Annotated in this window: 23 protein-coding genes; 4 read left to right on the forward strand and 19 right to left on the reverse strand. The window is 62.6% G+C overall.

The window, feature by feature from the left end; translation table 11 throughout:
* Positions 1-145: 145 nt before the first annotated feature.
* The gene (locus ACFRFQ_RS16265; RefSeq protein ID WP_378659457.1) at positions 146-1,864 is read left to right on the forward strand and encodes a TIGR03767 family metallophosphoesterase; all 1,719 of its coding nucleotides are present in this window, start codon (positions 146-148) and stop codon (positions 1,862-1,864) included.
* On the opposite strand, the gene ACFRFQ_RS16270 is transcribed toward ACFRFQ_RS16265, so the two are convergent.
* Entirely contained in the window at positions 1,854-2,393 is a 540-nt protein-coding gene (locus ACFRFQ_RS16270) for a potassium channel family protein (RefSeq protein ID WP_378659460.1), read from the reverse strand. The genes ACFRFQ_RS16265 and ACFRFQ_RS16270 overlap by 11 nt on opposite strands.
* 186 nt (positions 2,394-2,579) lie before the next feature.
* On the opposite strand from ACFRFQ_RS16270, the gene ACFRFQ_RS16275 reads away from it, so the two are divergent.
* A complete protein-coding gene (locus tag ACFRFQ_RS16275; RefSeq protein ID WP_378659463.1) occupies positions 2,580-4,127 on the forward strand; it encodes an Hsp70 family protein in 1,548 nt (515 codons plus the stop codon).
* A gap of 1 nt (position 4,128) precedes the next feature.
* On the opposite strand, the gene tsaD is transcribed toward ACFRFQ_RS16275, so the two are convergent.
* Genes tsaD through ACFRFQ_RS16310 form a run of 7 tightly spaced genes read right to left on the reverse strand, consistent with a single transcriptional unit; the run spans position 4,129 to position 10,576 of the window.
* Entirely contained in the window at positions 4,129-5,166 is a 1,038-nt protein-coding gene (gene tsaD, locus ACFRFQ_RS16280; protein ID WP_378659466.1) for a tRNA (adenosine(37)-N6)-threonylcarbamoyltransferase complex transferase subunit TsaD, read from the reverse strand.
* Positions 5,163-5,654 carry a ribosomal protein S18-alanine N-acetyltransferase gene (gene rimI / locus ACFRFQ_RS16285; protein WP_378659469.1) on the reverse strand — a complete coding sequence of 164 codons (492 nt, stop codon included), beginning with the start codon at positions 5,652-5,654 and terminating at the stop codon, positions 5,163-5,165. Before rimI ends, tsaD begins: the two co-directional genes overlap by 4 nt.
* Complete coding sequence (gene tsaB / locus ACFRFQ_RS16290; protein WP_378659472.1) at positions 5,651-6,298, reverse strand: tRNA (adenosine(37)-N6)-threonylcarbamoyltransferase complex dimerization subunit type 1 TsaB; 648 nt, start codon at positions 6,296-6,298, stop codon at positions 5,651-5,653. The genes rimI and tsaB overlap by 4 nt, the downstream gene beginning before the upstream one ends.
* A 53-nt stretch (positions 6,299-6,351) precedes the next feature.
* Complete coding sequence (gene tsaE / locus ACFRFQ_RS16295; protein ID WP_378659475.1) at positions 6,352-6,834, reverse strand: tRNA (adenosine(37)-N6)-threonylcarbamoyltransferase complex ATPase subunit type 1 TsaE; 483 nt, start codon at positions 6,832-6,834, stop codon at positions 6,352-6,354.
* Positions 6,824-7,879: an alpha/beta fold hydrolase gene (locus ACFRFQ_RS16300; RefSeq protein ID WP_378659478.1), complete on the reverse strand. Its 1,056-nt coding sequence runs from the start codon at positions 7,877-7,879 to the stop codon at positions 6,824-6,826. The genes tsaE and ACFRFQ_RS16300 overlap by 11 nt, the downstream gene beginning before the upstream one ends.
* Complete coding sequence (gene alr, locus ACFRFQ_RS16305; protein ID WP_378659481.1) at positions 7,876-9,081, reverse strand: alanine racemase; 1,206 nt, start codon at positions 9,079-9,081, stop codon at positions 7,876-7,878. Before alr ends, ACFRFQ_RS16300 begins: the two co-directional genes overlap by 4 nt.
* 55 nt (positions 9,082-9,136) lie before the next feature.
* Positions 9,137-10,576 (reverse strand): NAD(P)H-hydrate dehydratase, encoded by a 1,440-nt coding sequence (locus tag ACFRFQ_RS16310; RefSeq protein ID WP_378659484.1) that lies wholly within the window; start codon positions 10,574-10,576, stop codon positions 9,137-9,139.
* A 39-nt stretch (positions 10,577-10,615) separates the two neighbouring features.
* Between ACFRFQ_RS16310 and ACFRFQ_RS16315 the strand changes: the two genes are divergently transcribed.
* Positions 10,616-10,981, forward strand: a complete 366-nt coding sequence (locus tag ACFRFQ_RS16315; RefSeq protein WP_378659487.1) for a plastocyanin/azurin family copper-binding protein — start codon at positions 10,616-10,618, stop codon at positions 10,979-10,981.
* Between the two features lie 67 nt (positions 10,982-11,048).
* Here the strand turns inward: ACFRFQ_RS16315 and glmS are convergent, their stop codons facing one another.
* On the reverse strand, positions 11,049-12,911 hold the full coding sequence (gene glmS, locus ACFRFQ_RS16320; RefSeq protein WP_378659490.1) for a glutamine--fructose-6-phosphate transaminase (isomerizing): 1,863 nt from the start codon (positions 12,909-12,911) through the stop codon (positions 11,049-11,051).
* 89 nt (positions 12,912-13,000) lie between these two features.
* Here glmS and ACFRFQ_RS16325 point away from each other — a divergent pair, with 89 nt between their 5' ends.
* Positions 13,001-13,858: a dienelactone hydrolase family protein gene (locus ACFRFQ_RS16325; protein WP_378659493.1), complete on the forward strand. Its 858-nt coding sequence runs from the start codon at positions 13,001-13,003 to the stop codon at positions 13,856-13,858.
* On the opposite strand, the gene ACFRFQ_RS16330 is transcribed toward ACFRFQ_RS16325, so the two are convergent.
* From ACFRFQ_RS16330 to eccCa, 10 genes are all read right to left on the reverse strand, one after another.
* Positions 13,819-14,130 carry a hypothetical protein gene (locus ACFRFQ_RS16330; RefSeq protein WP_378659496.1) on the reverse strand — a complete coding sequence of 104 codons (312 nt, stop codon included), beginning with the start codon at positions 14,128-14,130 and terminating at the stop codon, positions 13,819-13,821. The genes ACFRFQ_RS16325 and ACFRFQ_RS16330 overlap by 40 nt on opposite strands.
* The gene (locus ACFRFQ_RS16335) at positions 14,127-15,395 is read right to left on the reverse strand and encodes a hypothetical protein (RefSeq protein ID WP_378659498.1); all 1,269 of its coding nucleotides are present in this window, start codon (positions 15,393-15,395) and stop codon (positions 14,127-14,129) included. Before ACFRFQ_RS16335 ends, ACFRFQ_RS16330 begins: the two co-directional genes overlap by 4 nt.
* The gene (locus ACFRFQ_RS16340) at positions 15,395-15,712 is read right to left on the reverse strand and encodes a hypothetical protein (RefSeq protein WP_378659501.1); all 318 of its coding nucleotides are present in this window, start codon (positions 15,710-15,712) and stop codon (positions 15,395-15,397) included. Before ACFRFQ_RS16340 ends, ACFRFQ_RS16335 begins: the two co-directional genes overlap by 1 nt.
* A 128-nt stretch (positions 15,713-15,840) precedes the next feature.
* Positions 15,841-17,184: a phosphoglucosamine mutase gene (gene glmM / locus ACFRFQ_RS16345; protein WP_378659504.1), complete on the reverse strand. Its 1,344-nt coding sequence runs from the start codon at positions 17,182-17,184 to the stop codon at positions 15,841-15,843.
* 144 nt (positions 17,185-17,328) lie between these two features.
* Entirely contained in the window at positions 17,329-17,838 is a 510-nt protein-coding gene (gene rpsI, locus ACFRFQ_RS16350; RefSeq protein ID WP_378659507.1) for a 30S ribosomal protein S9, read from the reverse strand.
* Positions 17,835-18,278, reverse strand: coding sequence for a 50S ribosomal protein L13 (rplM, locus tag ACFRFQ_RS16355; RefSeq protein WP_378659510.1), 444 nt, complete (start codon positions 18,276-18,278; stop codon positions 17,835-17,837). The genes rpsI and rplM overlap by 4 nt, the downstream gene beginning before the upstream one ends.
* A gap of 312 nt (positions 18,279-18,590) precedes the next feature.
* Positions 18,591-18,887 carry a WXG100 family type VII secretion target gene (locus tag ACFRFQ_RS16360; RefSeq protein ID WP_033231348.1) on the reverse strand — a complete coding sequence of 99 codons (297 nt, stop codon included), beginning with the start codon at positions 18,885-18,887 and terminating at the stop codon, positions 18,591-18,593.
* Between the two features lie 117 nt (positions 18,888-19,004).
* Positions 19,005-19,310 (reverse strand): WXG100 family type VII secretion target, encoded by a 306-nt coding sequence (locus tag ACFRFQ_RS16365; protein WP_378659514.1) that lies wholly within the window; start codon positions 19,308-19,310, stop codon positions 19,005-19,007.
* Positions 19,311-19,469: 159 nt separating this feature from the next.
* Positions 19,470-20,951, reverse strand: coding sequence for a type VII secretion-associated protein (locus ACFRFQ_RS16370; RefSeq protein WP_378659517.1), 1,482 nt, complete (start codon positions 20,949-20,951; stop codon positions 19,470-19,472).
* Entirely contained in the window at positions 20,933-24,943 is a 4,011-nt protein-coding gene (gene eccCa / locus ACFRFQ_RS16375) for a type VII secretion protein EccCa (protein WP_378659520.1), read from the reverse strand. The genes ACFRFQ_RS16370 and eccCa overlap by 19 nt, the downstream gene beginning before the upstream one ends.
* Positions 24,944-25,015: the final 72 nt, after the last annotated feature.

Genomic DNA, 25,015 nt, shown 5'->3' on the forward strand with positions numbered 1-25,015 from the left:
CCGTCGTCGCGGGTGCCGGAACTCGATCAGCGCCAATTGGCACTCTATACGTGAGAGTGCCAACGCTCAAGGACTGGGCGCGTTTTTTCTCTTCGTCCTGAGCGAAATCAGACCCACGTCCAATTTGTTCACCTATTGTTCATTCGTGACGAACATCAACCGCCGTAGTTTCCTGACCTTTGCCGGACTCGGCGCCGTGGGCGCAGTAGGCCTGAGCGCCAAGCCATGGGGACTGCAATACGCCGGCGCCGCTCCCCTGCCCACCTCGGGCGCGGGCACCACACTCGAATCGGTCGCGACGCCGATCGGCAGCAGCGGCTACCGCAAGCTCGGAGCCGGGCCCGGCTGGGCGAACATCGTGCGCGGAGAACTCGCCGAACCCAAGTCCGGACGCGAAGACCGTCGCACCGCACTGGCATCTTTTGTGCAGTTGACCGACGTCCACATCCTCGACGCACAGTCGCCGATGCGCTTCGAATACGTCCACCAGATCACCGGTTCAGCTTTCCGCCCTCAGGAAACCCTGACTGCGCACGGCCTGATTTCTCTTGTCCGACGGGTCAATTCCATCGGATCCGGCCCGCACACGGCACGACCGTTCGACGCGGTGGTCACCACCGGCGACAACACCGACAACAAGGAACATGCCGAACTCGACTGGTTCCTGACGGCGCTCAACGGCGGCACGATCGTCGCGAACACCGGCGCGAAGGACCGTTACGAGGGTGTCCAGAACTCCGGGGCCGATCTGTACTGGAACCCTGAATCCCCGATGCTCGACATGTACAAGAAGGCCGGCTTCCCCGAGATTCCCAATTTCTTCGGCGCCGCCTTCACTCCGGTCTCGAGCCCTGGCCTGAACACTCCCTGGTACTGCGTGTTCGGAAACCACGACGATTCGGTCTCCGGCACCGTTCCCAGTGGCATCCCGCCGCTCGAGGCCATGTACACCGGATCGCTCAAGTTCGAGGTTCCCGGCTCACCCGAGCAAGCCAAGCAGATCGACATCGCCACCAAGTTCGATCCGAGTGCGATTCCGGGCATTCTGTCCGCCTTCACGACGCCGCCGCGACAGGTCACCCCCGACCCGGCACGTGCCCCTTTCACTCCGAAGCAGTTCATCGCGGCGCACCTTGATCCGGCGCATACCGGTCCGGGCCCGGTCGGTCACGGATTTGCACCGGACGCCGATCACACCGGCATCGGTTACTACTCGTTCGAGATAGCTCCCGGCGTCGTCGGCATCAGCATGGATTCCACCAACCGCGCCGGCTTTGTCGACGGTTCACTGGGCGCGGCGCAGTTCCGCTGGATCGAAGACACCCTCCGCGGCGGCAGCAGCACGTACTACGACGCAGCGGGCTCGCGCGTCACCGAGTCGCGCAGTGACACCTACTTCGTGTTGTTCAGTCACCACACGAGCGACACGATGGACAATCTCATCCCCGATCCCGAGAACATCCTCGAACCCCGCTTCCGGGGTTCGCAGCTTCTCGATCTGCTGCACCGCTTCCCGAATGTTCTTGCCTGGGTCAACGGCCACACCCACGAGAACAAGATCACCCCGTGGCCCGGCGCTACGCCGGAGCAGGGATTCTGGGAGATCAATACCGCCTCACACATCGACTTCCCGCAACTCGGCCGAATCATCGAGATCGCGGACAACGCCGACGGCACAGTCTCGCTGCTCGCGACGCTCTTCGAAGCCGAGAGCCCGTACTCGGTCGATCACAGCAACAAGACACCGGAAGGCCTGGCGTCGCTGTATCGCGAACTGTCGTTCAACGACATTCATCGCGACCCCAAGCTGACCGGCGCCGGTGTCGATCAGAATGTCGAGCTGCTGGTTCCTGTCATTCGGTAGCGTCACCCGCCTTCTGCTGCCGTGTCCTGTGTTTCTTCGACCAGGACACGGCGGCAACAACAAAGCGGACGCCGAAGCCGATCAGCACCAGGTTGCAGACGATCTGAAGTGACACCAATGCCCTGGCCGGATCGGTTCGGGCGGCAATGTCCCCGAACCCCACCGTCGAGAACACCGAGAGCGAGAAATACAGCGCAGCCATTCTCGACAGGGGTTCGGTGAAGCTTGCCGGGTCGGCTCGGGCGACGACGAAGTACGTGATCGAGACGAGTAGAAGGTACGTCGGCATCACCACCGATACAGCCTCGACGGCCTGCAGCGACGGGACATCCGATTTCAGGATTCGACTGATCTGCCACGAGGCCACCGCGACAACCGCAACCCCTCCTCCGATCAACAGAGCGAACCCCCCAACGGAATGCGCATCGGTCCACGGCAACAGGAAATACGCGCTTCCCAATGCGATGACGGTCAGCATCGGCCGCAGTAACGCCTCGGCGATCAATCGACGACGTTGACGCGTATCCATCGACCGAGATTCGACTTTTTTCCGCATAATTCAATATTCGGCAATCGTGCTGGTAAAACCACCCTTTCGGTCCGAAAAGTTCACCTTCTTGCAGAAATCCACTGAGCAATCATGACGATCGTTCTGTAACGTTCATGTAACGACGACAGATAGGCCGTCACAGAAACGCCTGCGAGGAGGTGCAAGATGAGTTCATCACTGGGAATGTCGGCGGGGTCGTCTGGCGTCTACTCCGCGCTTGTCGACACCGATTCCGCAGAAGCTACACCCGGCAGTTTGCCGGCCGAAACACGATTCGTCTCCGCCGATCAGGTCAACACCAACGTGGGCGATCTGGTGCGTGCGTCGATCAAGCTGATGACCACTCAGGTCTCCGATCGCGCCGCTACGCCGCGATCCATCGGGGTCACGTACTCGACCGACCAACAGCTCGCGAGCATCCGATCCTCGCTCGCTAAATCGCCGAATCTCGTTCGGCTCATCCCCGAGCCCGCCGCAGTGCATGCCTATCTGGCCGAAACCGGCAAGACCGCCCGATACGGCACCACCGCGCAGATAGACCTCGGCGACAACGGCCTGAGCGTGTCCGTGATCGATCACAGTGGAGAGGTTCTCCTCGCCGAGCGCACCGAGGCTCTTGCCGGCGCCGGCATCGACCGCGCCCTCGTCGCATTTGTCACCGACAAGTACCCCCATCCCCTCGGCCGGCACACCGACACCGAACTACTGGTGTCGCGCTGCCACGTCGCCAAGGAACAACTCTCCACTGCCCGCAGCGTCACGATCGACCTGCCACGTGGGCCTGTGACGATCACCCAGGTCGAGTTCGAGGACATCATCACCGCAGATGTCGAGCGCGCCGTCACCCTGATCCGCAGCGTCTTGAGCGCGGCGCCGCAGCCCGTCGAGGCCATTGTTCTCATCGGCGGTGGCGCCCACATCCCCTCGGTGCGTGCGGCAATCGCCGACGCCGCCCGAGTTCCCATCGTCGAGTTCGACGAGCCCGAAGCAGCTGCCGCGAAAGGCGCTGCACTACTTGCCGACTCTGCGGTGTCGCTGCGGTATCCGTTGGCCGGCGCGGAGACGTCCGAGCGCAGCCGCCCCGCCGCCAAAGCGTCGGGGGCATTGATCGGCGCGCTGGTGGTCGGCGGGCTCGTATTGGGTTACGCCGCCAAAGAATTCGTGCCAACCGACAACACACTTATTTCGCCGGTCGGCACCGGATCGACCACGCTGAACACCACAACCGACGTCGTTCCCAGCACCGGTTCCACGGTCATCCCGTCAAACGACCCGGTGCCCACGGTTACGCACCCACCAGTGCCTTATCAACCCCAGCCCTACGTAACACAGCCGTACGTAACACAGCCGTACCAGACACAGCCGTACGAGACGCATCAGTTCACGTTGTCACCTGCGCCGCCGTCGGACACGTCCACACCAACGCCAACCGTTCCGCCGACAACCACGACCACCCCAGCCCGGCCGATCCTTCCTGGCATCACGTTGCCCGACACACCGTCGTGGTGGCCGGAGAACCTGCCACAGATACCAAGCGGACCGACGGAAATCGCGCCGGGCGAAGGCGGAAACACCGGTTCCGGTACGACCGAAACCACGGCCCCTACTCCCACCGAGTCCGTGTCACCGGAGCCGACACCCCCAGAGAGCGCCGCGCCGTCCGAGAGCGCTGCGCCGACCCCCACCGATCGAGTGCCCCTACCGGTCGGCTGACCTAGCGCAGAACTTGACTGATCGAGACGGACAATCCCGGATCGGTTGCCACACTCAGTTCCGACGGCCCGGCTCCCGCACCGATGAGGTGCGCGGCCAGTGAAGCGATCATCACTCCGTTGTCCGTGCACAGTCGCGGCTTCGGGATTCGCAGCGTAAGACCGGATTCGGCGCATCGCTGCTCGGCGAGGCTACGGATGCGAGAGTTCGCGGTTGCTCCCCCACCGAGTACCACGGTGTCGACTCCGACATCCTTGGCGGCCCGGACCGCCTTCATCGTCAGAACGTCGGCAACGGCCTCCTGGAACGACGCGGCGATATCCGGAATCGAAAGAGCTTCTTCTGCACGCTGTTTCGACTCGACATAACGGGCCACGGACGTCTTGAGTCCGGAGAAGGAGAAGTCGTGGCGCGAGTCGCGTGAGCCGGTCATACCGCGAGGGAACGGGATCGCGTTCGGATCACCTTCCTGCGCAGCAGCATCCAATGCCGGTCCACCGGGGAACCCGAGACCGAGAAGCCGCGCAACCTTGTCGAACGCCTCGCCGGCGGCGTCGTCGACGGTTGTTCCGAGTTCGACGATCGGCTTGCCGAGATCCTCGACGTGCAACAAATGCGTGTGGCCGCCGGAGACCAGAAGAGCGACGCACGACGGCAACGGGCCGTGCTCGAGGGTGTCGACCGATACGTGGCCGCCCAGGTGATTGACCGCATAGAACGGGATGTTCCACGCTGCCGCATAGGCTTTGGCTGCCGCCACACCCACCAACAGGGCTCCGGCCAGTCCGGGCCCGATCGTCACGGCAAGAGCGTCGGGCTTCTCGATACCCGCCGCTGCGAGGGCACGCCGCATGGTCGGAACGATCGCCTCGAGATGAGCGCGCGATGCCACCTCCGGCACCACGCCGCCGTACCGGGCGTGCTGATCCACACTCGACGCCACTTCGTCCGCCAACAACTCACAGGTTCCGTCACCGTTCCAACGAACGATGCCGACTCCTGTTTCGTCGCACGAGCTTTCGACACCCATGACGATCATGCTTGCTGCTCCTCATTCTTGCGAACACCCGCGGCGGGCCGCCGCATCGTGAACGCGTCTGCCCCGCTGGGCTGGTAGTACTTCTTTCGGGTTCCGACGATCTCGAATCCCTCACGCCGATACAGAGCGATTGCCGGTTCGTTGTCGATGCGCACTTCCAGGAACACTTCCGCTCCCCGGTCGTCCGCGAGAGCCAAGAGCGTATCAAGCAAAGCCCCGCCGATACCGCGGCGCTGCGCATTCGGATCCGTCCCGATGGTGTGCACTTCGGCTTCGATGTTGGGCGGCGCACCCAGCAATGCGACTCCGGCGTACCCCAGAACGTGACCGTCAGGCTCACGTGCCACGAAGTAGTGATTGTGCGAGCCGGCCAGTTCGGAGACAAACGCCTGCGCGGTCCACGGCCCATCCCCCGCGAAGAGGGCACGTTCCAACTCCGCGCAACGCTCCGCGTCGCCGACCGTCATCGGCGTGATGGTGTAACTCATTTGCCGCGTTCCGCCAAGGTCTTGGCGTCAGGGCGGCGCAAATACAGGGGCTCGAGCGGCTCCGGAATCGCACCGGCCAGAATGTCTTGCGCTGCAACAGTGACCAAACCAGCCGGCGACGGCGTCTCCGCAGGCTCGACCCGGAGATCGAAAAGGTCGACGTGCGAAGCAGATCCGGCCACAATCGTCGATGGAGACGCATCCACGTCGCCCGGGGAATTCACCGCGGGGCCTTCCACTCGAACACCCGCATCGTAACGGGCCCAATAGATTTCGCGTCGACGCGCATCTGTCACGACAAGCAGGTTGCCAGACGTCTGCACTGCCGCGGCAATAGCGTCGAGGCTGCACGCACCGTAGACCGGGATGCTCAACGCGTCACCGAACGCGGCGCCGGTCGCCATCCCCACCCGCAGGCCCGTATACGGACCCGGTCCCACACCCACTACGACGGCAGCGAGGTCGCCCGGGGTGATCGAAGCCTCGGCGATGCATTCGAGAACGTGCGGAGTGAGCACCTCGGCATGCGCGCGGGGGTTCACTGTCACCCGGACGGCGAGCGTCGAAACCTCACCGAGAGGCGAGAGTGAGACAACTCCGGCAGTGACGGCCGGTGTGGAGGTATCAATCGCGAGAACAAGCACGATAACTCAGGGTACTCGCACGTGAAGAACTACTTTCACCAGTGGGAGGAGTGTCACGACGTCCATGCCCAACTGGCCGTCCGGACATCCGACTCCGGTTCACGGTGAAGTTGCACTCGCAAGTGACGCTCGACAAGTCGCTCCACTACATCGCCGCCCCACTCGACCACGACCACGGCGTCGGCGAGGTCGGTGTCCAGGTCGAGAGCGTCGAGTTCGTCGAGAGCGTGCGGGCCACTGTCGCCGAGACGATACGCGTCGACGTGAATCATCCCGACCGGTGTTCCTCCGCCGGGCCGAACGCCGGGGCGGTGCTCACGAGCGATGACAAATGTCGGTGATGTCACCCGCCCCTGCACACCGAGGCCGGCACCGATACCGCGGGTCAGGGCAGTTTTTCCGGCACCGAGTGGGCCGTCGAGAACCACGAGATCACCGGCGACAAGCCCGGCCGCCAGCCTGCGACCGAATGCCTCCGTGTCCTCCGTCGTCTCCAGAGTGACGGTTCCTGATTCAGGGAGGGTTTCAGCCGACATCAGACCTCAATTGAGTATGGGTGCGTGAGACGAGACGCTCGATCGCCTCCGTGACAATGGCTGGGAACTCCAGCTGAATCAGGTGACCGGCACCGCGAACCCGCACCAAATCGGACTCGGGCAACGCATCCGCCAACAACTGCGAGCTGGCAAACGGAATCATCATGTCCTGATCGCCGCAGATCACCACGGCCGGAGTGTGCGCGAGGACGGGCAGAGACTCACTCTCGTCATGCAATTCGAGGGTCCGCAGAAAATTGACGATGGTGACAACCGACGTGCGATCGAGCATCCCGTCCGACAGCTCGTGCAGCCGGGGACTCACGTCCGTGCCGTACGACGCGGCCCGCAGAATCGGCGTGATGAGTACGCGCGCAGCGCCACGGGCATGCTGCACGACGCCCGGAGACGTCCGGACAGCCAATCGGAAACCGTCGATGATCGGATTCTGCAGATTGCGAGTGAGCCCGGTTTCGGCGAGACCTGCTGCCGTCGTCGATACCAACCCGACACCGACAACGCGGCCACCGGCGAACCACTCCGGTCGCTGACCGGCCAGGGCCAGCACTGTCATGCCACCCATCGAATGACCGACAAGCACAACCGGGCCTATCGGCACCTTGGCTTCGATAACCGACGCCAGATCACGGCCGAGCTGCGAGACCGTGCAACTCTTTGCGCGGGGCATACCCGAATCTCCATGTCCGCGCTGGTCGTAGAACACCATCCGAACGTCGTCGCCCCACCGCTCGGCGAGCTCACGACGCTGAAAATGCCAGGACAACGCGCTCAGACAATATCCGTGCACAAAGACAACCGTCAGGGGAGCGTCGTCCGGCCCGACTTCGCGGACAGCCAGATCGACCCCGTCGTCGGTGCGTACAACACTCGCGCGGTCGCGGGTCATCAGGTCGAAGTCTTCGTCTGCGTAGATCTCACGCCCCGGCCGAGCGACCGTCTTCAATGCGTTGACTCCGGCCATGGAACCGAGTGCGACCGCGCTGAGGAGCCCACCGAGGATGCTCATTCGCCCTGCAGTCTTCACGAGACACCCTCCCCACCGATGTACGTACGTTCGGTTCGCCCCCGCAGGCCGGTCACGATCTCGTAGTGAATGGTGTCCAGCGCTTCGGCCCAGGCTTGCGCGTTGGGTTCGCCCTGATCGCCGTTACCGAAGAAAATGGCGGTGTCGCCTTCGCGAACGCCGTCACCGTCCGGTCCGATGTCGACCATCACCTGGTCCATGCAGATCCGTCCCACGGCTTGGCGACGCTTTCCGCCGAGTTGGACCTCGAAGCGCCCGCTCAGCGAGCGCGGAAGCCCGTCCGCATATCCGACGGGTAGCAGCGCCAGCGTGGTGTCGCGCGGCGCGGTCCAGAGGTGTCCGTAGGAAACCCCCTCGCCGGCGGCCACCTTCTTCACCAGAATCACCTTCGCTCGCAACGTCATTGCCGGTCTGAGACCGAAATCGCCCATCTCCGGTACTGGCGACAACCCGTATATCGCAATTCCCGGCCGAACCATGTCAAATCGCAGGTCAGGACGGGTAACTGTCGCTGCCGAGTTGGAAAGGTGTACAACATCGGGTTCGAATCCGTGTGCCCGGACGTCGGCAACCGCATCGATCAGACGCTGTTTCTGGTGATCGATGACATCGTGATGCGGTTCGTCCGAGTGCGCTAGATGCGAGAACACTCCGCGTAACCGGATCGTGCCCTCGTCTCGCGCCGCGACCAGGTCCGCCAGCATCTGCGGCCAGTCCGTCTGCGAGACGCCGTTGCGATTGAGCCCGGTGTCGACCTTCAACGTCACCGTGGCAGTGCGTCCGAGCTCCCGCGCCGCGGCTACTACCGCCGCCAGATGGCGCGGTGACGACACTCCGATTTCCACATCGGCGGAAATGGCCGCGGCAAAATCGGCGTCGACGCCATGCAGCCACGCCAGTACCGGCGCGGTGATCCCCGCTGCCCGCAGGACCAGAGCCTCACCGATCGTGGTGACGCCGAGTTCGCGGGCACCGGCAGCAAGCGCAGTGCGTGCAACAGCGACGGCGCCGTGGTTGTACCCGTCAGCCTTGATAACCGCCATCAGTGCCGCGTCCCCGGCGAACTCACGAAGAACGCGCACGTTATGGGCGATGGCATCGAGGTCCACGACCGCCTCGGTCTGTGGACCTCCCGTTGCCGTGACGCTTGCCGATTCCCCTTCTTCTGGGTCTTTCGGGGCTCTTCCTTCGGCAAGCTTCATGGCGTCAATCCTGCCACTCCCGCAAATTCCGACACCAATTCGGGTTTGAGATCACTCAATTTCGGGCAACGGTGCGAAGCACTCGAACCGCGTCACGCACACTTGTCAGCAGCGGCGATGCGGAGATCGGTGCGCCTGCGACGTCTGCGAGACCGCCGGCGGCCGCCAAGTTCGCGGCCAGCGAGTGTGTCCTGGCTCCCACTGCCGCAGCGTCGAGTGGCGCAAGTCCGGCAGCGAGCAGCGCCCCGATTATTCCGGACAAAACGTCACCCGATCCGGCCGTCGACGCCCACGAGCCACCGGCGTCGTTGAACAGGACCTTTCCATCCGGATCCGAAATCACCGTTGTGTGGCCTTTGAGGAGCACAGTCGCACCGAGATCCGACGCCAAGGCGCGCGCGGCACCCACCCGATCAGACCCCACTTCGGTACCCGCCAACCGTGCGTACTCACCCGCGTGCGGGGTCAGCAGCGTCGGTGCGGTGCGCCTCCGCACCAGGTCCAGATTTGCTGCCAGCACTGTCAGCCCGTCCGCGTCGACCAATACCGGGACATCCGTCGCGAGAACAGACGCGAGCAGAGCCGCCGCATCGGCATCGGTCCCCATTCCCGGGCCCACCACCCACGCCTGCACCCGCCCCGCGTCGTCGAAGGTCGCGCTCGCGATCACTTCGGGGAAACGTGAGAGCACCTCGGCCGCGCCGTGACCCGCATAACGCACCAGCCCCGACGTCGCCGTGACCGCGGCCCCCGTGCACAACACACCGGCCCCCGGATACTGCGCGCTCCCCGCAATCACGCCTGCAACACCCTGCGAATACTTGTCGTCACTCGGCCCCGGAACCGGCCAGAGCACACCCACGTCCACCGGATCGAGGGAACCGAAAGCCGGCTCGCCGAGATCCAGCCCGATATCGATCAACTCCACCCGACCGCACCGCTGCGGCGCCAACACGTGTACCGGTTTGAGCGCGCCGAACGTCACGGTCACCGCAGCCGTCACAGCGGGCCCGTCGACGCCACCGGTATTCGCATCGACACCGCTGGGCAGATCCACCGCCACTATCGGGCAGCGGACCTGCTCCACCACAGCAGCCGCCTCGCGGCGCAACGAACCGCGACCCGAGATCCCGACAATGCCGTCGATCACCAGATCCGGTGTACCGAGATCGGACTCGACGCGTCCACCCGCTCGGCGGAAAGCCTCGAGGCCGCGCTGATGCGCGCGCTCCGGGTCGAGCAGCACCGCACGCACAGCCACTCCGCGCTTACGCAGGAACACTCCGGCCCAGAGCGCGTCACCGCCGTTATCGCCGCTGCCCACCAGCAGAGTCACCGAACGGGATGCGAGTGATCCTGTGTACAAACGCAATTCGTCGGCAACAACTCGCGCAAGTCCGTACGCGGCCCGGCGCATCAGTACTCCCTCGGGCAACGACGCCAGCAACGGCGCCTCCGCTTCGCGAACCTGATCTGCCGTGTAGTACCCGCGCATGCCGGAACCCTTCGTTTGCCAGTCGCTACCCTCGGAACCATGAAATCACGTCTCGTCCCGATGTTCGCGGGCCTCGTTCTCACCGCCGGCCTCGTCGGGTGCAGTTCCAGCACGGATTCCACCCCCGCCGCGCCCGAAACCACGGTGAGTGGCCCCGTCGTCACCGTCACCAACATGGCCTACTCCCCCAACTCCATCACCGTCAACGTCGGCGACACCGTCACCTGGGTGTTCGACGACGGAGGAATGGCCCACGATGTCAAAGGCATCGGAACATCCCGAAGCCTGCTCCGTAGCCCGCTCAAGAAGTCGGGAATCTACACAGTCACCTTCGACGAACCCGGAACTTACGACTACACCTGCACACCGCACCCCGATATGCGTGGCACGGTGATCGTTCAATAATCGTGCGACACAGATGAGGCCCGCAACCAAGGAAGGTTGCGGGCCTCATTGCTGCCTGTGCCGAAAACTATTCGACGGTAACCGATTTCGCCAAGTTACGCGGCTTGTCGACGTCGTAGCCACGTGCCGCCGCGACCTCCGCGGCAAAGATCTGCAGCGGTACCGTCGACAGCAGCGGCTGCAACAACGTCGGAGATGCCGGAATCTCGATCAAGTGATCGGCGTGCGCACGAACCGCGTCGTCGCCTTCCTCGGCAATCACGATCGTCGTCGCACCACGCGCCTTGATCTCCTGAATGTTGGACACCAACTTCGAGTGCAACACCGCACGCCCCTTCGGCGACGGCATCACGATGATGACCGGCAGGCCCTCCTCGATCAACGCGATGGGCCCGTGCTTGAGCTCACCCGCCGCAAAACCCTCGGCATGCATGTACGCAAGTTCCTTGAGCTTGAGCGCACCCTCGAGCGCAACCGGGTACCCCACATGACGCCCCAGGAACAGAACCGTCGACGCATGCGCAAACGTGCGTGCCAATTCGCGGATCGGCTCCGCCTTCTCGATGACCTTGGCCACCAGAGCCGGCATCGCCTCGAGATCCGCGTACTCACGAGCAACTTCGTCCGGATACTTGGTGCCACGCGCCTGCGCCAAGGCCAACCCGACCAAATAATTTGCCGTCACCTGCGCCAGGAAAGCCTTGGTGGACGCGACGGCGATTTCCGGTCCCGCCCGCGTGTAGAGAACAGCGTCGGCCTCACGGGGGATCTGCGCACCGTTGGTGTTGCAGATCGCGAGAACCCGCGCCTTCTGATCCTTGGCATGCTTGACCGCTTCGAGCGTATCCGCGGTTTCACCCGACTGCGAGATGGCAACAACCAGCGTCGAACGATCCAGAACCGGATCCCGGTAACGGAATTCGCTCGCCAGTTCCACCTCGACGGGAAGCCGAGTCCAATGTTCGATCGCGTACTTCGCCAACAAGCCGGAGTGATACGCACTGCCACAGGCCACGACAAACACCTTGTCGACGTCGCGCAGTTCCTGATCGGACAACCGCTGCTCGTCGAGAACGATCTTGCCGTTCTCGAAGTGACCGAGAAGCGTGTCCGCAACCGCTGTCGGCTGCTCCTCGATCTCCTTGAGCATGAAGTAGTCGTGACCGCCCTTTTCGGCAGCCGCAAGATCCCAGTCGATCCGGAACGGGCGACCCTGCGCTTCGTTACCGGAGAAATCGGAAATCCTGTAACTGTTCGCGGTGATCACCACCGCCTGATCCTGCCCGAGCTCCACCGCATCGCGCGTGTGCTCGATGAACGCCGCCACATCGGAACCGAGGAACATCTCACCCTCACCGACACCCACCACCAACGGCGTCGCACGACGCGCAGCAACAATCGTGTCCGCATGATCGGCGTGCGTGAACAGCAACGTGAACGCACCCTCGAGACGACGGACAACCGACAACGCGCTCTCCACGAAATCACCCGCAGTCGGGCCCTCCGCATACGCGCGAGCCACTAGATGAACCGTCACCTCGGTATCGGTATCGCTGAGCAGTTCGATGCCCGCAGCCTCGAGCTCAGCGCGCAGCGGCGCGAAGTTCTCGATGATGCCGTTGTGGACCACCGCAAGCTTCCCACTTGCATCACGATGCGGGTGAGCATTCCGATCGGTCGGCCGGCCATGCGTCGCCCACCTGGTGTGACCCATACCAGTGGAACCGACAAAGCTATCGGCACCGATCTCTTCCAACTCGGCTTCGAGGTTGGCCAGCTTCCCGGCCTTACGCTCGATCTCAACGCCACCCACTCCATCGAGAATCGCGATTCCCGAGGAGTCGTAGCCGCGATATTCCATTCGCCGCAAAGCCTCCACCACAACACCCAGAGCTGGGCGGTGGCCGACGTATCCCACGATTCCGCACATGGTGAATCAGGGTACTTGGACACCCGTCGCACGCGCATTCTGCGGTTGCCAGGGCACGCCGACGTCCGCATCGGATAACGTCTTGATCCGTGGCACCGAAACTGAAGACACTGACCCGTGAGCTGTCCAAGCGCGGACCGCACCGTGTTCTGCGCGGCAACCTCGCTCTGGCCGGTCAACCAGGCGTCGTCTACACCCCGGAAGCGGGCTTCAATCTCCCCGCCGTCGCCTTCGGGCACGGCTGGATGGTCGGCGCACATAAATACGAACAGACACTTCAGCATCTAGCTTCCTGGGGAATTGTCGCCGCAGCACCCGAAAGTGAGCGTGGCCCCGTCCCCTCGCACCTCGGATTGGCCGCAGACCTACGCTCGACTCTCGACATCTGCGTCGGCGTCCGACTCGGTCCCGGACAGATCAGCGTCCATCCCGACCACGTCGCATTCGCCGGACACGGAATGGGCGCCGGTGCCGCTGTCCTCGCTGCCGCACAACGTGGAAACGTCGCAGCCGTCGCCGCACTCTTCCCCGCACCCACAGCCCCCAAAGCCGAGAACTACGCGTCCAAGATCACAGCCCCTGGATTGATCCTTGCCGGCGAAGACGACGTCGACTCACTCACCAGCAATGCCCGTCCGCTTACCCGCGAATGGGGTGGCCCCGTAATCGGGCGAACCATCGACGACGCCCAGGACGCCGGTCTCATCGAAGGGCGGCGCCTTCTGGGAGCCCTGGGCCTCGGCGGATCCGAACGCAAAACACAGGCCACGACGCGATGCCTGCTGACAGGATTCCTTCTCTTCCACCTCACTGGCGACAAGCGCTACGAAGCATTTGCCGACCAGAACACCGAATTCCCCCACACCTCGCCCATGTTCGACGCCGATTCCGAGTCCGATTCCGACTCTCAGTCCGATGCGCGCCGGAGCCAGGCAGTTTCCCGGTAGTCGGCCATCAAATCTCCGGTCGGGTGGCCGGGCATCGCGGTCCCTGCGGGGGTCGCGGTGTCGCCGGGCATCGACTCGGACGCTGACCGAAGAAACGCACCCTGCTCGACAGGCGCGTGCCCGAACTTCTCGGCCCCGGTAGACACCACGACGTCACCGAATTGTGCACACCGCTGTTCGTCATCACGTTCGGCAGCAGACCGTCGCTCGCGAAATTCGGCGAGCTGCGAATCCATGACCGCATTGATCGCGTCGAATTGCGACACACTCATATCGGACCCGCCCCCGCCAATTCGGCTCCGGTCGTATCCGGTTCGTTCAGTGGCTCAGGAACCACTAGCGGTGCAGGATCCGCTGTCAGTGCAGGATCCGCTGTCGGTGCAGGGTCCGCTGGTGTCGGATTCGGGGGTTGGTACGGCTGCGACACAGGCTCCGGCACCTCGGAAACAATGGGAGCGGCATCCGTATCCACCGCGATTGTCGGCCAGCCGCGCTCGTCCAATTCCACAGTGACAGTGACGGACTCCCCCGACAGGTCGCGAACTTCGAGACTGATCCCGCGTCCGTCCGGCGCAACGGAGAACCCCCAGGTATCGGTACCGACCGTCAACTCCAGGGAAGGTGAAACACCGTCCACCGCCGACACGGATGCCGGCAATGTGTCCGGCGGAACCGATGGATGTCCAGCGTCGGTCGATGCACTCTCGACCGGAAACAGTTCGGTGACAAGATCGGCGGCAATCTCGAACGCGTCGGTCAGAGCCAGTCTGGCCTGCTCGCAGGCGCCGTCGAACTCGTCACGGGTATCCACGTACACAGGCCTGAAGATCTGATCAATCCAGGTTCCGACGAGATCTGCTGCCAGTCTGCAGGTTTCGATCTGATCGAGTGCCGCGGCGTATCGCACCGCCCTGAATTTCGCATCCGACAACGGCGCAAACCACTGAGACGCCTTCTCGACTGCGTCGACGACCCCTCGCTGCGTGCTCACATCCACCAGCTGATCGATGTGCTGCGCATCGAGACCACCGATCATTTCTCGATCCAGCGACGCAACCTTGAAAGCCTTGTCCACCACAGCAGTTCGCACAGTGCGCGCCAACTCGTCGGCGACGGAAATCAGCAGCGGCACTGATTCGACCTCGACTTCCGCTCTCCGTCGCTCATCGTGTACACGTCCGATGACGTCGTCCACCCCTTCGACATTCCAGATCTCCGCGAAAGTATCGGACAGCACCACGAAGTCCCGCGAGTCGTGCGACGACGCTTCCACCGCCATGGACATCGTCGATACGTCAGCGTTCAGAGCCGGCAGATCGATTCCCGATTCGGCACGATACATCTCGTCGTAGCTATCCAACGGCCGCATTTCGATACCGAGACGACTGGCCGCGTCGTGGAAGCGCTCGAAAAAATCCAATCCGATACTACCGGCGTCGAGAATATCGTCCGGAATGGAAATCGAATTACGTTGCGCAATAATTGTTTCCGCAGCGTCGGCCACAGAGCTCGCGGTAGCGGCAGCGCGAAGCGACATCAGAAGCCCGATTTCGGATACTCGCGGCCGTGCATTCGTAATTGATCTGCCAACCCCAGATCAACATCCGCAATTGCTCTCGACGAACTACCGATACGCGCGCCGAGAGCCTCGACGAACTGGGCACGTTCCACCATCCGCATTCGGAGTACACCCAGTGCGGCAGCAAGCCTATTGCCACACTCGACATAATCCCGGCCGGCACACTCGCCCGAGAACGCGGGAAACTCCAACGTTCGTGCAGTGACGCCCATCTGTTGCGCAAGCGCCGCTGTCCGACGCTCGAGTTCGTCTGTAGCAGTGCGGTCGATATTCATGCGGAACTCCGTTTCGCCCAGCCGCACGAAAGATCCGGCGGTCCATGACTACTTGGACGCACGAACCCCGTCGGCCGTTCCCTCGAAAGTTCAGTTCCCGACAGGATCGATGAGCACGCTACGTGCCACTACACCGCTGCGACGGTTTCGGCCAACTCGTCGGCAAGCTTGCGAGCCACACCAAGATCCGCAGCTTCGACCATGACACGCACCAATTGTTCGGTACCCGATGGCCGAAGCAGAACTCGGCCACCATCACCGAGGACACGCTCTGCATCAGCGACAGCAGCCATCACCGACGTCGCTGCGGCAACTGCTGCCTTGTCGTCTACCCTCACATTCACCAAGACCTGCGGAAGCGACGTCATCGTTGCGGCGAGCTGCGACGACGACTTACCCGTCTGCGCCATCCTGGCCAGCAACCGAAGTCCGGTGAGCACGCCGTCTCCCGTTGTTCCGAATCCGGGGAAGACGACGTGTCCGGACTGTTCGCCGCCCAGGCTGTATCCACCGGTACGTAGTTCTTCCAGTACATAACGGTCACCGACCGCGGCTGTGACAACGTCGATGCCCGCTGCCCGCATCGCGAGGTGCAGTCCCAAGTTGCTCATGACTGTCGCCACGAGCGTGTTGTCGACCAATTCTCCGGATTCGTGCATCGCCACCGCCAGCACGGCCATGATCACGTCACCGTCGATCACTGCCCCGCTCTCGTCGACAGCAAGGCAACGGTCGGCGTCACCGTCGTGGGCAAGACCTAGATCTGCCCCGTGTTCGACCACTGCTTTCTGCAGATTCTCGAGGTGAGTGGATCCGCAACCGTCGTTGATGTTGAGGCCATCGGGTTCGGCGCTGATCGCGATGACGCTCGCGCCCGCAGCACGATAGGCTGCCGGACCGACCTGGGAGGCTGCCCCGTTTGCGCAGTCCACAACGACGGTCAATCCGTCGAGTGGCTGCGTCAGTGCGGTGCCGAGATGCTTCAAGTAGAGCGCGGCGGCATCACCGACTGGGCGCACTCGCCCGATTTCCGCGCCGGTCGGCAGCGTCGGCGTCACACCGCCGTCGATGGCGACCTCGATTGCGGCCTCGACATCGTCGTCGAGTTTGTGTCCACCGGCGGCAAAGATCTTGATGCCGTTGTCCGGCATCGGATTATGAGAGGCGGAGATCATCACGCCAAGACTCGAATCGAACACACCAGTCAGATAGGCAACTGCCGGGGTCGGCAGAACGCCGACATCCAAGACGTCGATGCCGGCCGAAGTCAGCCCCGCAGTGACAGCAGCCTGAAGCATTTCACCGCTCGCGCGAGGATCGCGTCCGACGACGGCAGTTGGGCGGGAACCGCCACCGGTTGTTTCAGCTGCCAGAACATGCGCTGCCGCGATCGACAATCGCAGCGCAAGATCCGCCGTCAGATCGCCATTGGCCAACCCGCGCACACCATCAGTTCCGAACAACCGCCCCATCGAACAACTCCCTGAATATCTTGTGCGAGTTCTGTGAAATATCTTTCCCGAAAAACACAAGAGCAGGCGTCCGGTAACGATGGACGCCTGCTCTCGAGTCGAACAGGTGCCGAAGCAGACCATTCGGTCAACCTCGGCGAAGCATCAACGCTTCGAGTACTGCGATGCCTTACGGGCCTTCTTCAGACCGTACTTCTTACGCTCGACTGCGCGGGCGTCACGGGTCAGGAAGCCGGCCTTCTTGAGTGCCGGACGATCATCGGGGGTGACCTCGATGAGCGCGCGAGCGATAGCCAGACGCAACGCGCCTGCCTGACCGGACGGTCCGCCACCGTGCAGCAGTGCAATGATGTCGAAGGACTCGGGACGCTCAACCGTAACCAGCGGAGCCTTGATCAGCTGCTGGTGCACCTTGTTCGGGAAGTAATCCTCGATGGTGCGACCGTTGAGCTTGAACTGGCCGGTGCCGGGGATCATGCGGACGCGAACGACCGCTTCCTTACGACGACCAACGGTCTGGATCGGGCGATCGATGACGATCGGTGCCAGCGTAGCCGCTGCAACCTCTTCTACGACCTCGACTGCTTCGGCGGCGAATTCTTCCACTGCCTCGATGTTTTCTTCGGTCACGTTCTGCTCTTCCGGCGATGTCACTGTGCGACCTGCTTGATCTCGAACGGCACCGGCTGCTGCGCGGTGTGGGGGTGATTCGGGCCCGCATAGACCTTCAGCTTGCTGCTCATCGCGCGACCAAGCTTGGTCTTCGGGAGCATGCCGACGATGGCCTTCTCCACGAGGCGATCGGGGGTCCGGTCGAGGACCTCTCCGACGGTGCGGGACTTCAGGCCACCCGGGAAACCGGAGTGGTGGTAAACCTTCTTGCCGACAAGCTTGTTGCCGCTGATGGCAACCTTGTCAGCGTTGATGACGACGACGAAGTCGCCACCATCGATGTGCGGAGCGTAGGTGGGCTTGTGCTTACCGCGCAGCAGGGTCGCTGCCTGAACGGCAAGACGGCCCAGCACCACGTCGGTGGCGTCGATGACGTGCCACGTGTGGGTCACATCTCCGGCCTTCGGGGTGTACGTAGACACAGAACTTCCTCGTCTTAATTCATTCCACTGCTGACCATGTGCGTATCGCATAGACAATTCTCGGCGGCCAGTTGAGACCCGAGAACCGCTGGACCCTGCGCATCGAGTTCCGGGAATCGAACGTGCAATCGAACACACGAACAAACATCCGGACATCAACATGCGGAGGCCTACGGCACGCCACCGATAGACGATACCGGTAGCACCTGTCTCCGGTCAAAGAGAGTCCGGACCACCCCACCCCACGAGCTTTCTGCCCCGACGACCGATTGCTCGTCGGGGCAGAAGCGGAACACGATATTCGGCGTGAGGTCAGCGTCCGAAGCCGTTCGCAGCCGCACGATCTGCGTCGCGCATGGAGTCGGAACCACTCGCAGTTGCGTTGGCAATCTGGGCCAGCACGATGTTCAACTCCTCCGACGCCTGCCCCCACCGACGCTGCGCGTCGTTCCACGCCTCCGAACCCGCGCCTTCCCATCCCGCCTGCAGATTGTCGACAACAACCTTGATCTCACCCTGTTTGTCGTTGATTGCCTGCGCCTGACGCTTCATTTCGTCGGACAGCATGGCAAGTCCGCCGAAGTCGTACCTGATCATGTTCTCGCTCATAACCACTCCCATTCCACTTTTGCGTCCATATCGAGCCTGATCTGTAAGGTCGTTCACATTCGGGTCGATCCGAGTTGTCTCACCGAATGTTCTTGCGCGGAGCCTGATTCAGAGCACTCAGGACATGTTGACGGTCGCGCCACGCAAGGAACTCACGTTGTCGGATTCTGCGCTGTCGAATGTTCCTGCCGACTGCTTGATCTGCTCACAGATATCGCTCAGCGCGGTGTCGAGCTTCATCGCAGCGTTGTTGTAGCGCACCATGATGTCTGCGTATTCGGTGTGTGCACTGCCCTTCCACGAACCGCTCGACGCCTCCGCTTCGGATCGAACAGCGTTTACCAGTCCTCTGATGTCACCCAAATGGCCGTTGATGACATTCGACGAACTGACCAATTCAGCGGTTGTTGCGGTAAAGCCCATGTCTTCCCCCTGGTTGTGATGTGCATGCGCGGTGTCGGCGGTGGCTCACATCCGGCGGACCTTCTCTGGCGACAAATACCTGATGTGCGCTACACATACTTGGACGCCGCTCACTCGTCGACGGTTCCGACGGTTCGAAACAAATTTCGCGTAAGCCAGTCAGTTCACGTAGGACAGGGATTCGACGATCTGAATGCACTCCGGCTCGAGCGCATCCCACTCACCGACGATGTACTGGCACCCGATGCTCACCTGCGTGCCCCGTTCGACAAATACCTGCCACCGAACTTCTGAATATCCATCCGGAAATTCGCTGTACAACAGAACCTTTCGTCCGTCCACCGCAACAGCGGACTCGAGCTTCCCGAAGCGGAGCGGATCCTCTATCGCGGCCAGTTGATCACGCAGATCGAGCTCGACTGCATCGAACTCGACGCCTGTGCGGAGTTCTTTCTCCATGATCACGATTTTGCGGTCGTTCCCCGACGGCGGAATCAAGTCCATCCGTCCTGCGGTCGATCGGTTCGGATCGGGCGCCCACCCCGCCGGCACTTCAACGCTCACGTTGCCACCACCGAGCGGGATTGTGGTCGTCGGCGCGGCCGACGTAGTGGAAGGCACCAGGGTGCTCTGCTGAGCACCGCCCAGTGTGGTCGGCAGCATGGTCACCGGCGCCACATCGGCGGACCGACCGTCAGTAGGTCGGGCGTGGACGGCAGTGCCTTCGACGCGCCCCGTCACGACCGCCGCGCCTATCCCGCACAGTCCGACAACAACGACTAACGCCGCCAGCGCCGCCCACCAGCGGCGCGGGTGGACACCCGAATCGTCTTGCGTCACTGGCGTTGACGACAGCACCCACCGATCTCCGAACGCCGAGTTGTCGACGGCCCGCCCCGCCGAGTTTTCTGCCGTGACCGATTCCAGACGCACCCGCGGATCCACGATCGCTCGGACGATCCGGCTCTCGTCGAGAACGCGCACGCTCGCATAGCCGTGAATGCTTCGCGACCCACGCTCCAAGGACGACGCAATCGGATGCGAATGCCGCCCGACAACCACCACGGAGTCTCGAACAGTCAGTTCCTCCAATTCACCGAACAGCTGCGGCAATTCCGACAGTGGTCTGCGCCGAGTACTCATGATCGTGACGTCTCCGTCGAAGTCGCGCGCACACGAAACGACTGCGTCACCACCACGAATCTCCACCACGACGCACCTCGCCCGCCAACTACTGCGGGTCGCACGGGCAATCGCAATCGCGGTCGGGACCAGGACGACGTCATAGCCGACCTGGCGCGCAGCGTCGAGCAAACGCCCCTTGCGGGTATTCCCCCACTCGGTCGGATAGCTCAGATACAACACATCCGCATCGGCCAGACCACAACCTTGCACAGCATGCTGAATCAAGTGCACCAGTTCGAGATCGGTCGGCGCGATTCGCCCACCGATCTCCATGTAGTTGTCATCGATGAAATCGAACGGATTGACAATAGGCAACGCGGCTGCCGGCGACGAATGCTGCTCGGTGTCGACCCTGCAACAGAATTCGCGTTGACCTGTTGCCGACCACGCGTGCAGCGAACCTACGTGCACGGAAACCGACAACGTGTGACCCGGTGTCACAGCGGTGGCATCCACGGTAGCTGCACCAGTTGGGTCCGCGACCGAGAAACGTAGGTGCCCCGCCCCTGCGGCATCGCCGCACCACGCACGGCGCCAACCAGATTTCCCTCGTCGCGGCTGCCGCTCATCACGACACCGGCCGGTGCCATGTCACGGATCCGGGCAATTACCGGCTCGAACAGCGCTCGCCCTGCCCCACCGGATCGTCGTGCGATCACCAGATGCAGCCCCACGTCTTTCGAGTGGGGAATGAACTCGAGCAGTGCCGCGACTGGATTTCCGGTGGATGTTGCCACCAGGTCGTAGTCATCGATGATCACGTAGATTTCCGGTCCCGACCACCACGAGCGTTCTCTCAGTTGTTGTTGCGTCGTATCCGAATTCGGCATTCTACCGCCGACAATCCTAGCCAGGTCCGCCATCAGTTCACCGAATGTCACCGCTGAGGCCGCGTATCCACCGAGGTGATTGCCGTCGACGACACCCAACATCGAATGCCGGTAGTCACCGATGATCAATTTTGCCTGCGCCGGCGTGTTCGATGCCATGATTCCTTCGGCGATGCCGCGGAGCAGCGACGTCTTCCCGCAGGCGGTATCGCCGAATATCAGGAGGTGCGGGTGCTCTACGAAGTCCATGTAGACGGGTTCGAGGTCGGTTTCGCCCAACCCGATAGGTACCTGCAAACACCGACCGTCTCCCGCGCTCGCCTGCGGCCACCTGCCTCCGACGGACGTGAGAAGTTCTGCACGCGTGTATGATTCAGGAAGCATCCGAACCGGCGGAGCAGGTCGGGACGTCGACATAGCCGCAATGCGCCTTACGGCATCGGATACCGCGGCACTGAGTTCCCCGCTACTGGAGATACCGTCCATTCGCGGAAGCCCGGTCAACAGGTGAAGTCCTTCACGCGTGATTCCCCGCCCCGCATGACGTTCCGGAACCAGATTTGCCTTCTGACGCCCCGCGTCGGAGTCTCCCGGGTCACCCAGACGAAGTTCGATTCGCGTGCCGAGTTGATCTTTCAACGCCGGCCGGATATCTGCCCACCTCGGCGCGGTGACCATGACGTGGACCCCGAACGACAATCCCTGCGCGGCAAGAATATTGATCGGGCCTTCCAGAGACTCGAAGTCGGAACGAACGCTTGGCCACCCGTCGATCACCAGGAAGACATCACCGAATCTGTCGCGTTCGAGGCCGGCAGCGGCACCTACTCCGCGAGGATCGGCAGCGCGCAACCGCCGGAATTCGACCATTGAATCGATGCCGAGATCACGGAAGAGTCGCTCCCGTTGTTGCACTACCGTCGCAACCTCCGCGACTGTTCGCCGAACCCTGTCCTCGTCGAGCCGATTTGCCACCGAACCGACGTGCGGAAGATCCCGCAGTCCCAGCAAAGTTCCGCCGCCGAAATCGAGGCAATAGAACTGCACCTGCTCCGAAGTATGTGTCAAAGCAAACGCCATGATCAGAGTCCGCAGTGCCGTCGACTTCCCCGACTGCGGGCCGCCGACGATCGCTACATTTCCGGTCGACCCGTTGAGGTCGACGACAAGTGGGTCGCGTCGCTGGTCGAACGGCCTGTCGACAATTCCGAACGCTGCACTCAGATTGCCGCGGGGCAGATTCGGATCACGTGACACGGCGCGCGGAAGAAGCTGGTCGAGCGTCGGGGACGCAGAGAGTGGAGGAAGCCACACTTCGTGCGCGCGCGGACCGTACTCCTTGATCCTGTCGACGAGAACTCCCATGAGCGTAAGTGATTCGTCACCGGCCTCCCCCATATCGACGAAGTCCGGCTCCACTACATCCGCCGGGACGTGAGCACTGATCACTGTCGCAGCAGTGAACAACACCGGAGCGAGAGCAACAGTTTGTTCCGTCGCAAGTCGCGTCGGCGCAATCCTCGCACCCTCGTAGGGTCCGGAGACGTACGCGCCTTGAAAGCGCACGATCTCAGCTGAATCAGCTTTCACATATCCGGCGCCTGGATTTCCGGGTAGATAGTACGCGTCGGGAACCCCCAATACCGTCCGAGACTCGTTGGCCGAAAACGTCTTCAATCCGATCCGATACGACAGATGGCTGTCGAGCCCACGCAACTTCCCTTCGTCCAGACGTTGACTGGCAAGCAGCAGGTGGATGTGCAGCGATCGACCGAGTCGCCCTATTGCCACGAACAGATCGGCGAATTCCGGTTGCTGACTGAGCAGTTCGGAGAACTCGTCCACTACGACGAACAGGGCAGGTAGCGGGTCCAGGGCGGCGCCCGCCACCCGCGCTTTCTCGTAGTCCGACACATTTGCGAAGTTTCCCGCGGCCCGGAGTAGTTCTTGACGACGGTTCATTTCACCGGCAAGTGCGTCGCGCATCCGGTCGACCATGGCTAGTTCTTCGGCAAGGTTGGTGATGACGGCCGCAACGTGCGGCGCATCTTCGAGACCGAGGAACGTGGCCCCACCTTTGAAATCCACCAGGACAAGATTCAGTGCATTCGGCGAGTGTGTCGCAATCAAACCCAGAACAAGCGTCCGAAGAAACTCCGATTTGCCCGAACCTGTTGCCCCGATGCATAAACCGTGCGGCCCCATTCCGTTCTCAGCGGATTCCTTGAGGTCGAGTTCGACAGGTTGACCGTCACCGCCGACTCCGATCGGTACCCGCAGTCGATCACGCCCCTGACGAGGTAACCATGCATGCTCCGGGTTGAAGCGCGCCGCGTTTCCGATGCCCAGCATCTGACTCCACGACCGCGACGCCGTGTCGTCGTCCCCCGAATCGACGGCATTCTGTGAAGCAGCACGGTACGGCGCCATCCGCCGGCCGAAGGTCTGCGCGGTGGTCGTGGAGACGGAATCCGGGCGCGCGAACTTCTCCACTCCGGCACTGCTGACCGCGCCCACCTGATCAGGAGCGACCACCAGGCGCAAACCACGACTGGCGGACAACGACGACGAGAAACCGCACAGGTCCAGGATTGTCACCGAATCCAGACCTGATCCGGTCAACAGACCCGAATCGCCTTCCAACAATCCGCCGTCGACGACCACGACAATATGCGGAACGCCCGCCGTAGCGGGCGCGTTGCGCGAGTACCGTCCGCGCATCGAAAGTTGCTCACCCAGAGCGCCTTCCAATTCGAGATAAGAGCCGTAGACCATCCGCGCCGCACCGGCACCGTCGTACGCCTCGGGATGCTGTGTGTGCGGCAACCATTTGACCCATTCCCAGTGGGACTGCGCATCGGGGCCGCACACCAGTGCGATCTGCAGTACGTCGGGACCGTGAAAAGTGCACAGTTGCATCAGCATCGCCCTGACCAACGAACGGGCGGCGTCACGTTGACCTTCGAGAGCTATCGCAGCGAACCCCCGCAACGACACCGCAGTCGGAAGATCCTCGACCACAGAATGGGAACGGACGAATCGCCGAAGTGACACGGATGCAACTGGTTCGAGGTCTTCGACCGGTCCGGTCTCCGGCGAGATCAGACGTGTCGCCAGTCTCTGACTACCGAGGCCCACGCGTACGTGACAATAGTCGGGATCGGTTATCTGACGCTCCCACATGCGTGACGTGCCCGCCAGCGTCCACAGCAAAGACGGCTGCGGACTACTCCATGCGAGTGCCCGGCGTTGCGCCTGTCCGGTCTCGTCGACGTCGCGACGCAACTGATCGAGATAGCGAAGGTAGTCTTTGCGATCTTCGTTGACCTCGGCGACGCGCGCGCCACCACTACGACCGCCACCGGCCAACATCCCGAGCATCGAAACCATCATCATGATCGGAAACAGCAATGACATGGGATTTCGCGCCATTCCCGACGTGAACATCAACGCGACCATTCCGATCATCGCCACCACCATCACCACCGGAAGCAATTTGGTGAGCAGATTTCCCGGCGTAGCACGAGGAATCTCGGGCGGCGCCTGCAACGTCACCTCGCCGCCTGGCGCCCGCGGCGCCTCCCGCCGAGCTCGACGCAAAAATCTGACTGTACTCACTTCGCCCCCTACAGCGCTGCGATGTGTCCGACATCAACCGGACCGCCCCCACGGCACAAAGTCCACGCAACG

This window comes from Rhodococcus sp. NPDC056743 (assembly GCF_042790355.1).
Classification (GTDB): domain Bacteria; phylum Actinomycetota; class Actinomycetes; order Mycobacteriales; family Mycobacteriaceae; genus Rhodococcus_F.

Bases quoted from the DNA above. Each gene is read 5' to 3' on its own strand.
- ACFRFQ_RS16270 (WP_378659460.1), bottom strand. From the start codon at position 2,393: ATGGATACGCGTCAACGTCGTCGATTGATCGCCGAGGCGTTACTGCGG.
- ACFRFQ_RS16275 (WP_378659463.1), top strand. From the start codon at position 2,580: ATGAGTTCATCACTGGGAATGTCGGCGGGGTCGTCTGGCGTCTACTCC.
- tsaD (WP_378659466.1), bottom strand. From the start codon at position 5,166: ATGATCGTCATGGGTGTCGAAAGCTCGTGCGACGAAACAGGAGTCGGC.
- rimI (WP_378659469.1), bottom strand. From the start codon at position 5,654: ATGAGTTACACCATCACGCCGATGACGGTCGGCGACGCGGAGCGTTGC.
- tsaE (WP_378659475.1), bottom strand. From the start codon at position 6,834: ATGTCGGCTGAAACCCTCCCTGAATCAGGAACCGTCACTCTGGAGACG.
- alr (WP_378659481.1), bottom strand. From the start codon at position 9,081: ATGAAGCTTGCCGAAGGAAGAGCCCCGAAAGACCCAGAAGAAGGGGAA.
- ACFRFQ_RS16310 (WP_378659484.1), bottom strand. From the start codon at position 10,576: ATGCGCGGGTACTACACGGCAGATCAGGTTCGCGAAGCGGAGGCGCCG.
- ACFRFQ_RS16315 (WP_378659487.1), top strand. From the start codon at position 10,616: ATGAAATCACGTCTCGTCCCGATGTTCGCGGGCCTCGTTCTCACCGCC.
- glmS (WP_378659490.1), bottom strand. From the start codon at position 12,911: ATGTGCGGAATCGTGGGATACGTCGGCCACCGCCCAGCTCTGGGTGTT.
- ACFRFQ_RS16330 (WP_378659496.1), bottom strand. From the start codon at position 14,130: ATGAGTGTGTCGCAATTCGACGCGATCAATGCGGTCATGGATTCGCAG.
- ACFRFQ_RS16335 (WP_378659498.1), bottom strand. From the start codon at position 15,395: ATGTCGCTTCGCGCTGCCGCTACCGCGAGCTCTGTGGCCGACGCTGCG.
- ACFRFQ_RS16340 (WP_378659501.1), bottom strand. From the start codon at position 15,712: ATGAATATCGACCGCACTGCTACAGACGAACTCGAGCGTCGGACAGCG.
- glmM (WP_378659504.1), bottom strand. From the start codon at position 17,184: ATGGGGCGGTTGTTCGGAACTGATGGTGTGCGCGGGTTGGCCAATGGC.
- ACFRFQ_RS16360 (WP_033231348.1), bottom strand. From the start codon at position 18,887: ATGAGCGAGAACATGATCAGGTACGACTTCGGCGGACTTGCCATGCTG.
- ACFRFQ_RS16365 (WP_378659514.1), bottom strand. From the start codon at position 19,310: ATGGGCTTTACCGCAACAACCGCTGAATTGGTCAGTTCGTCGAATGTC.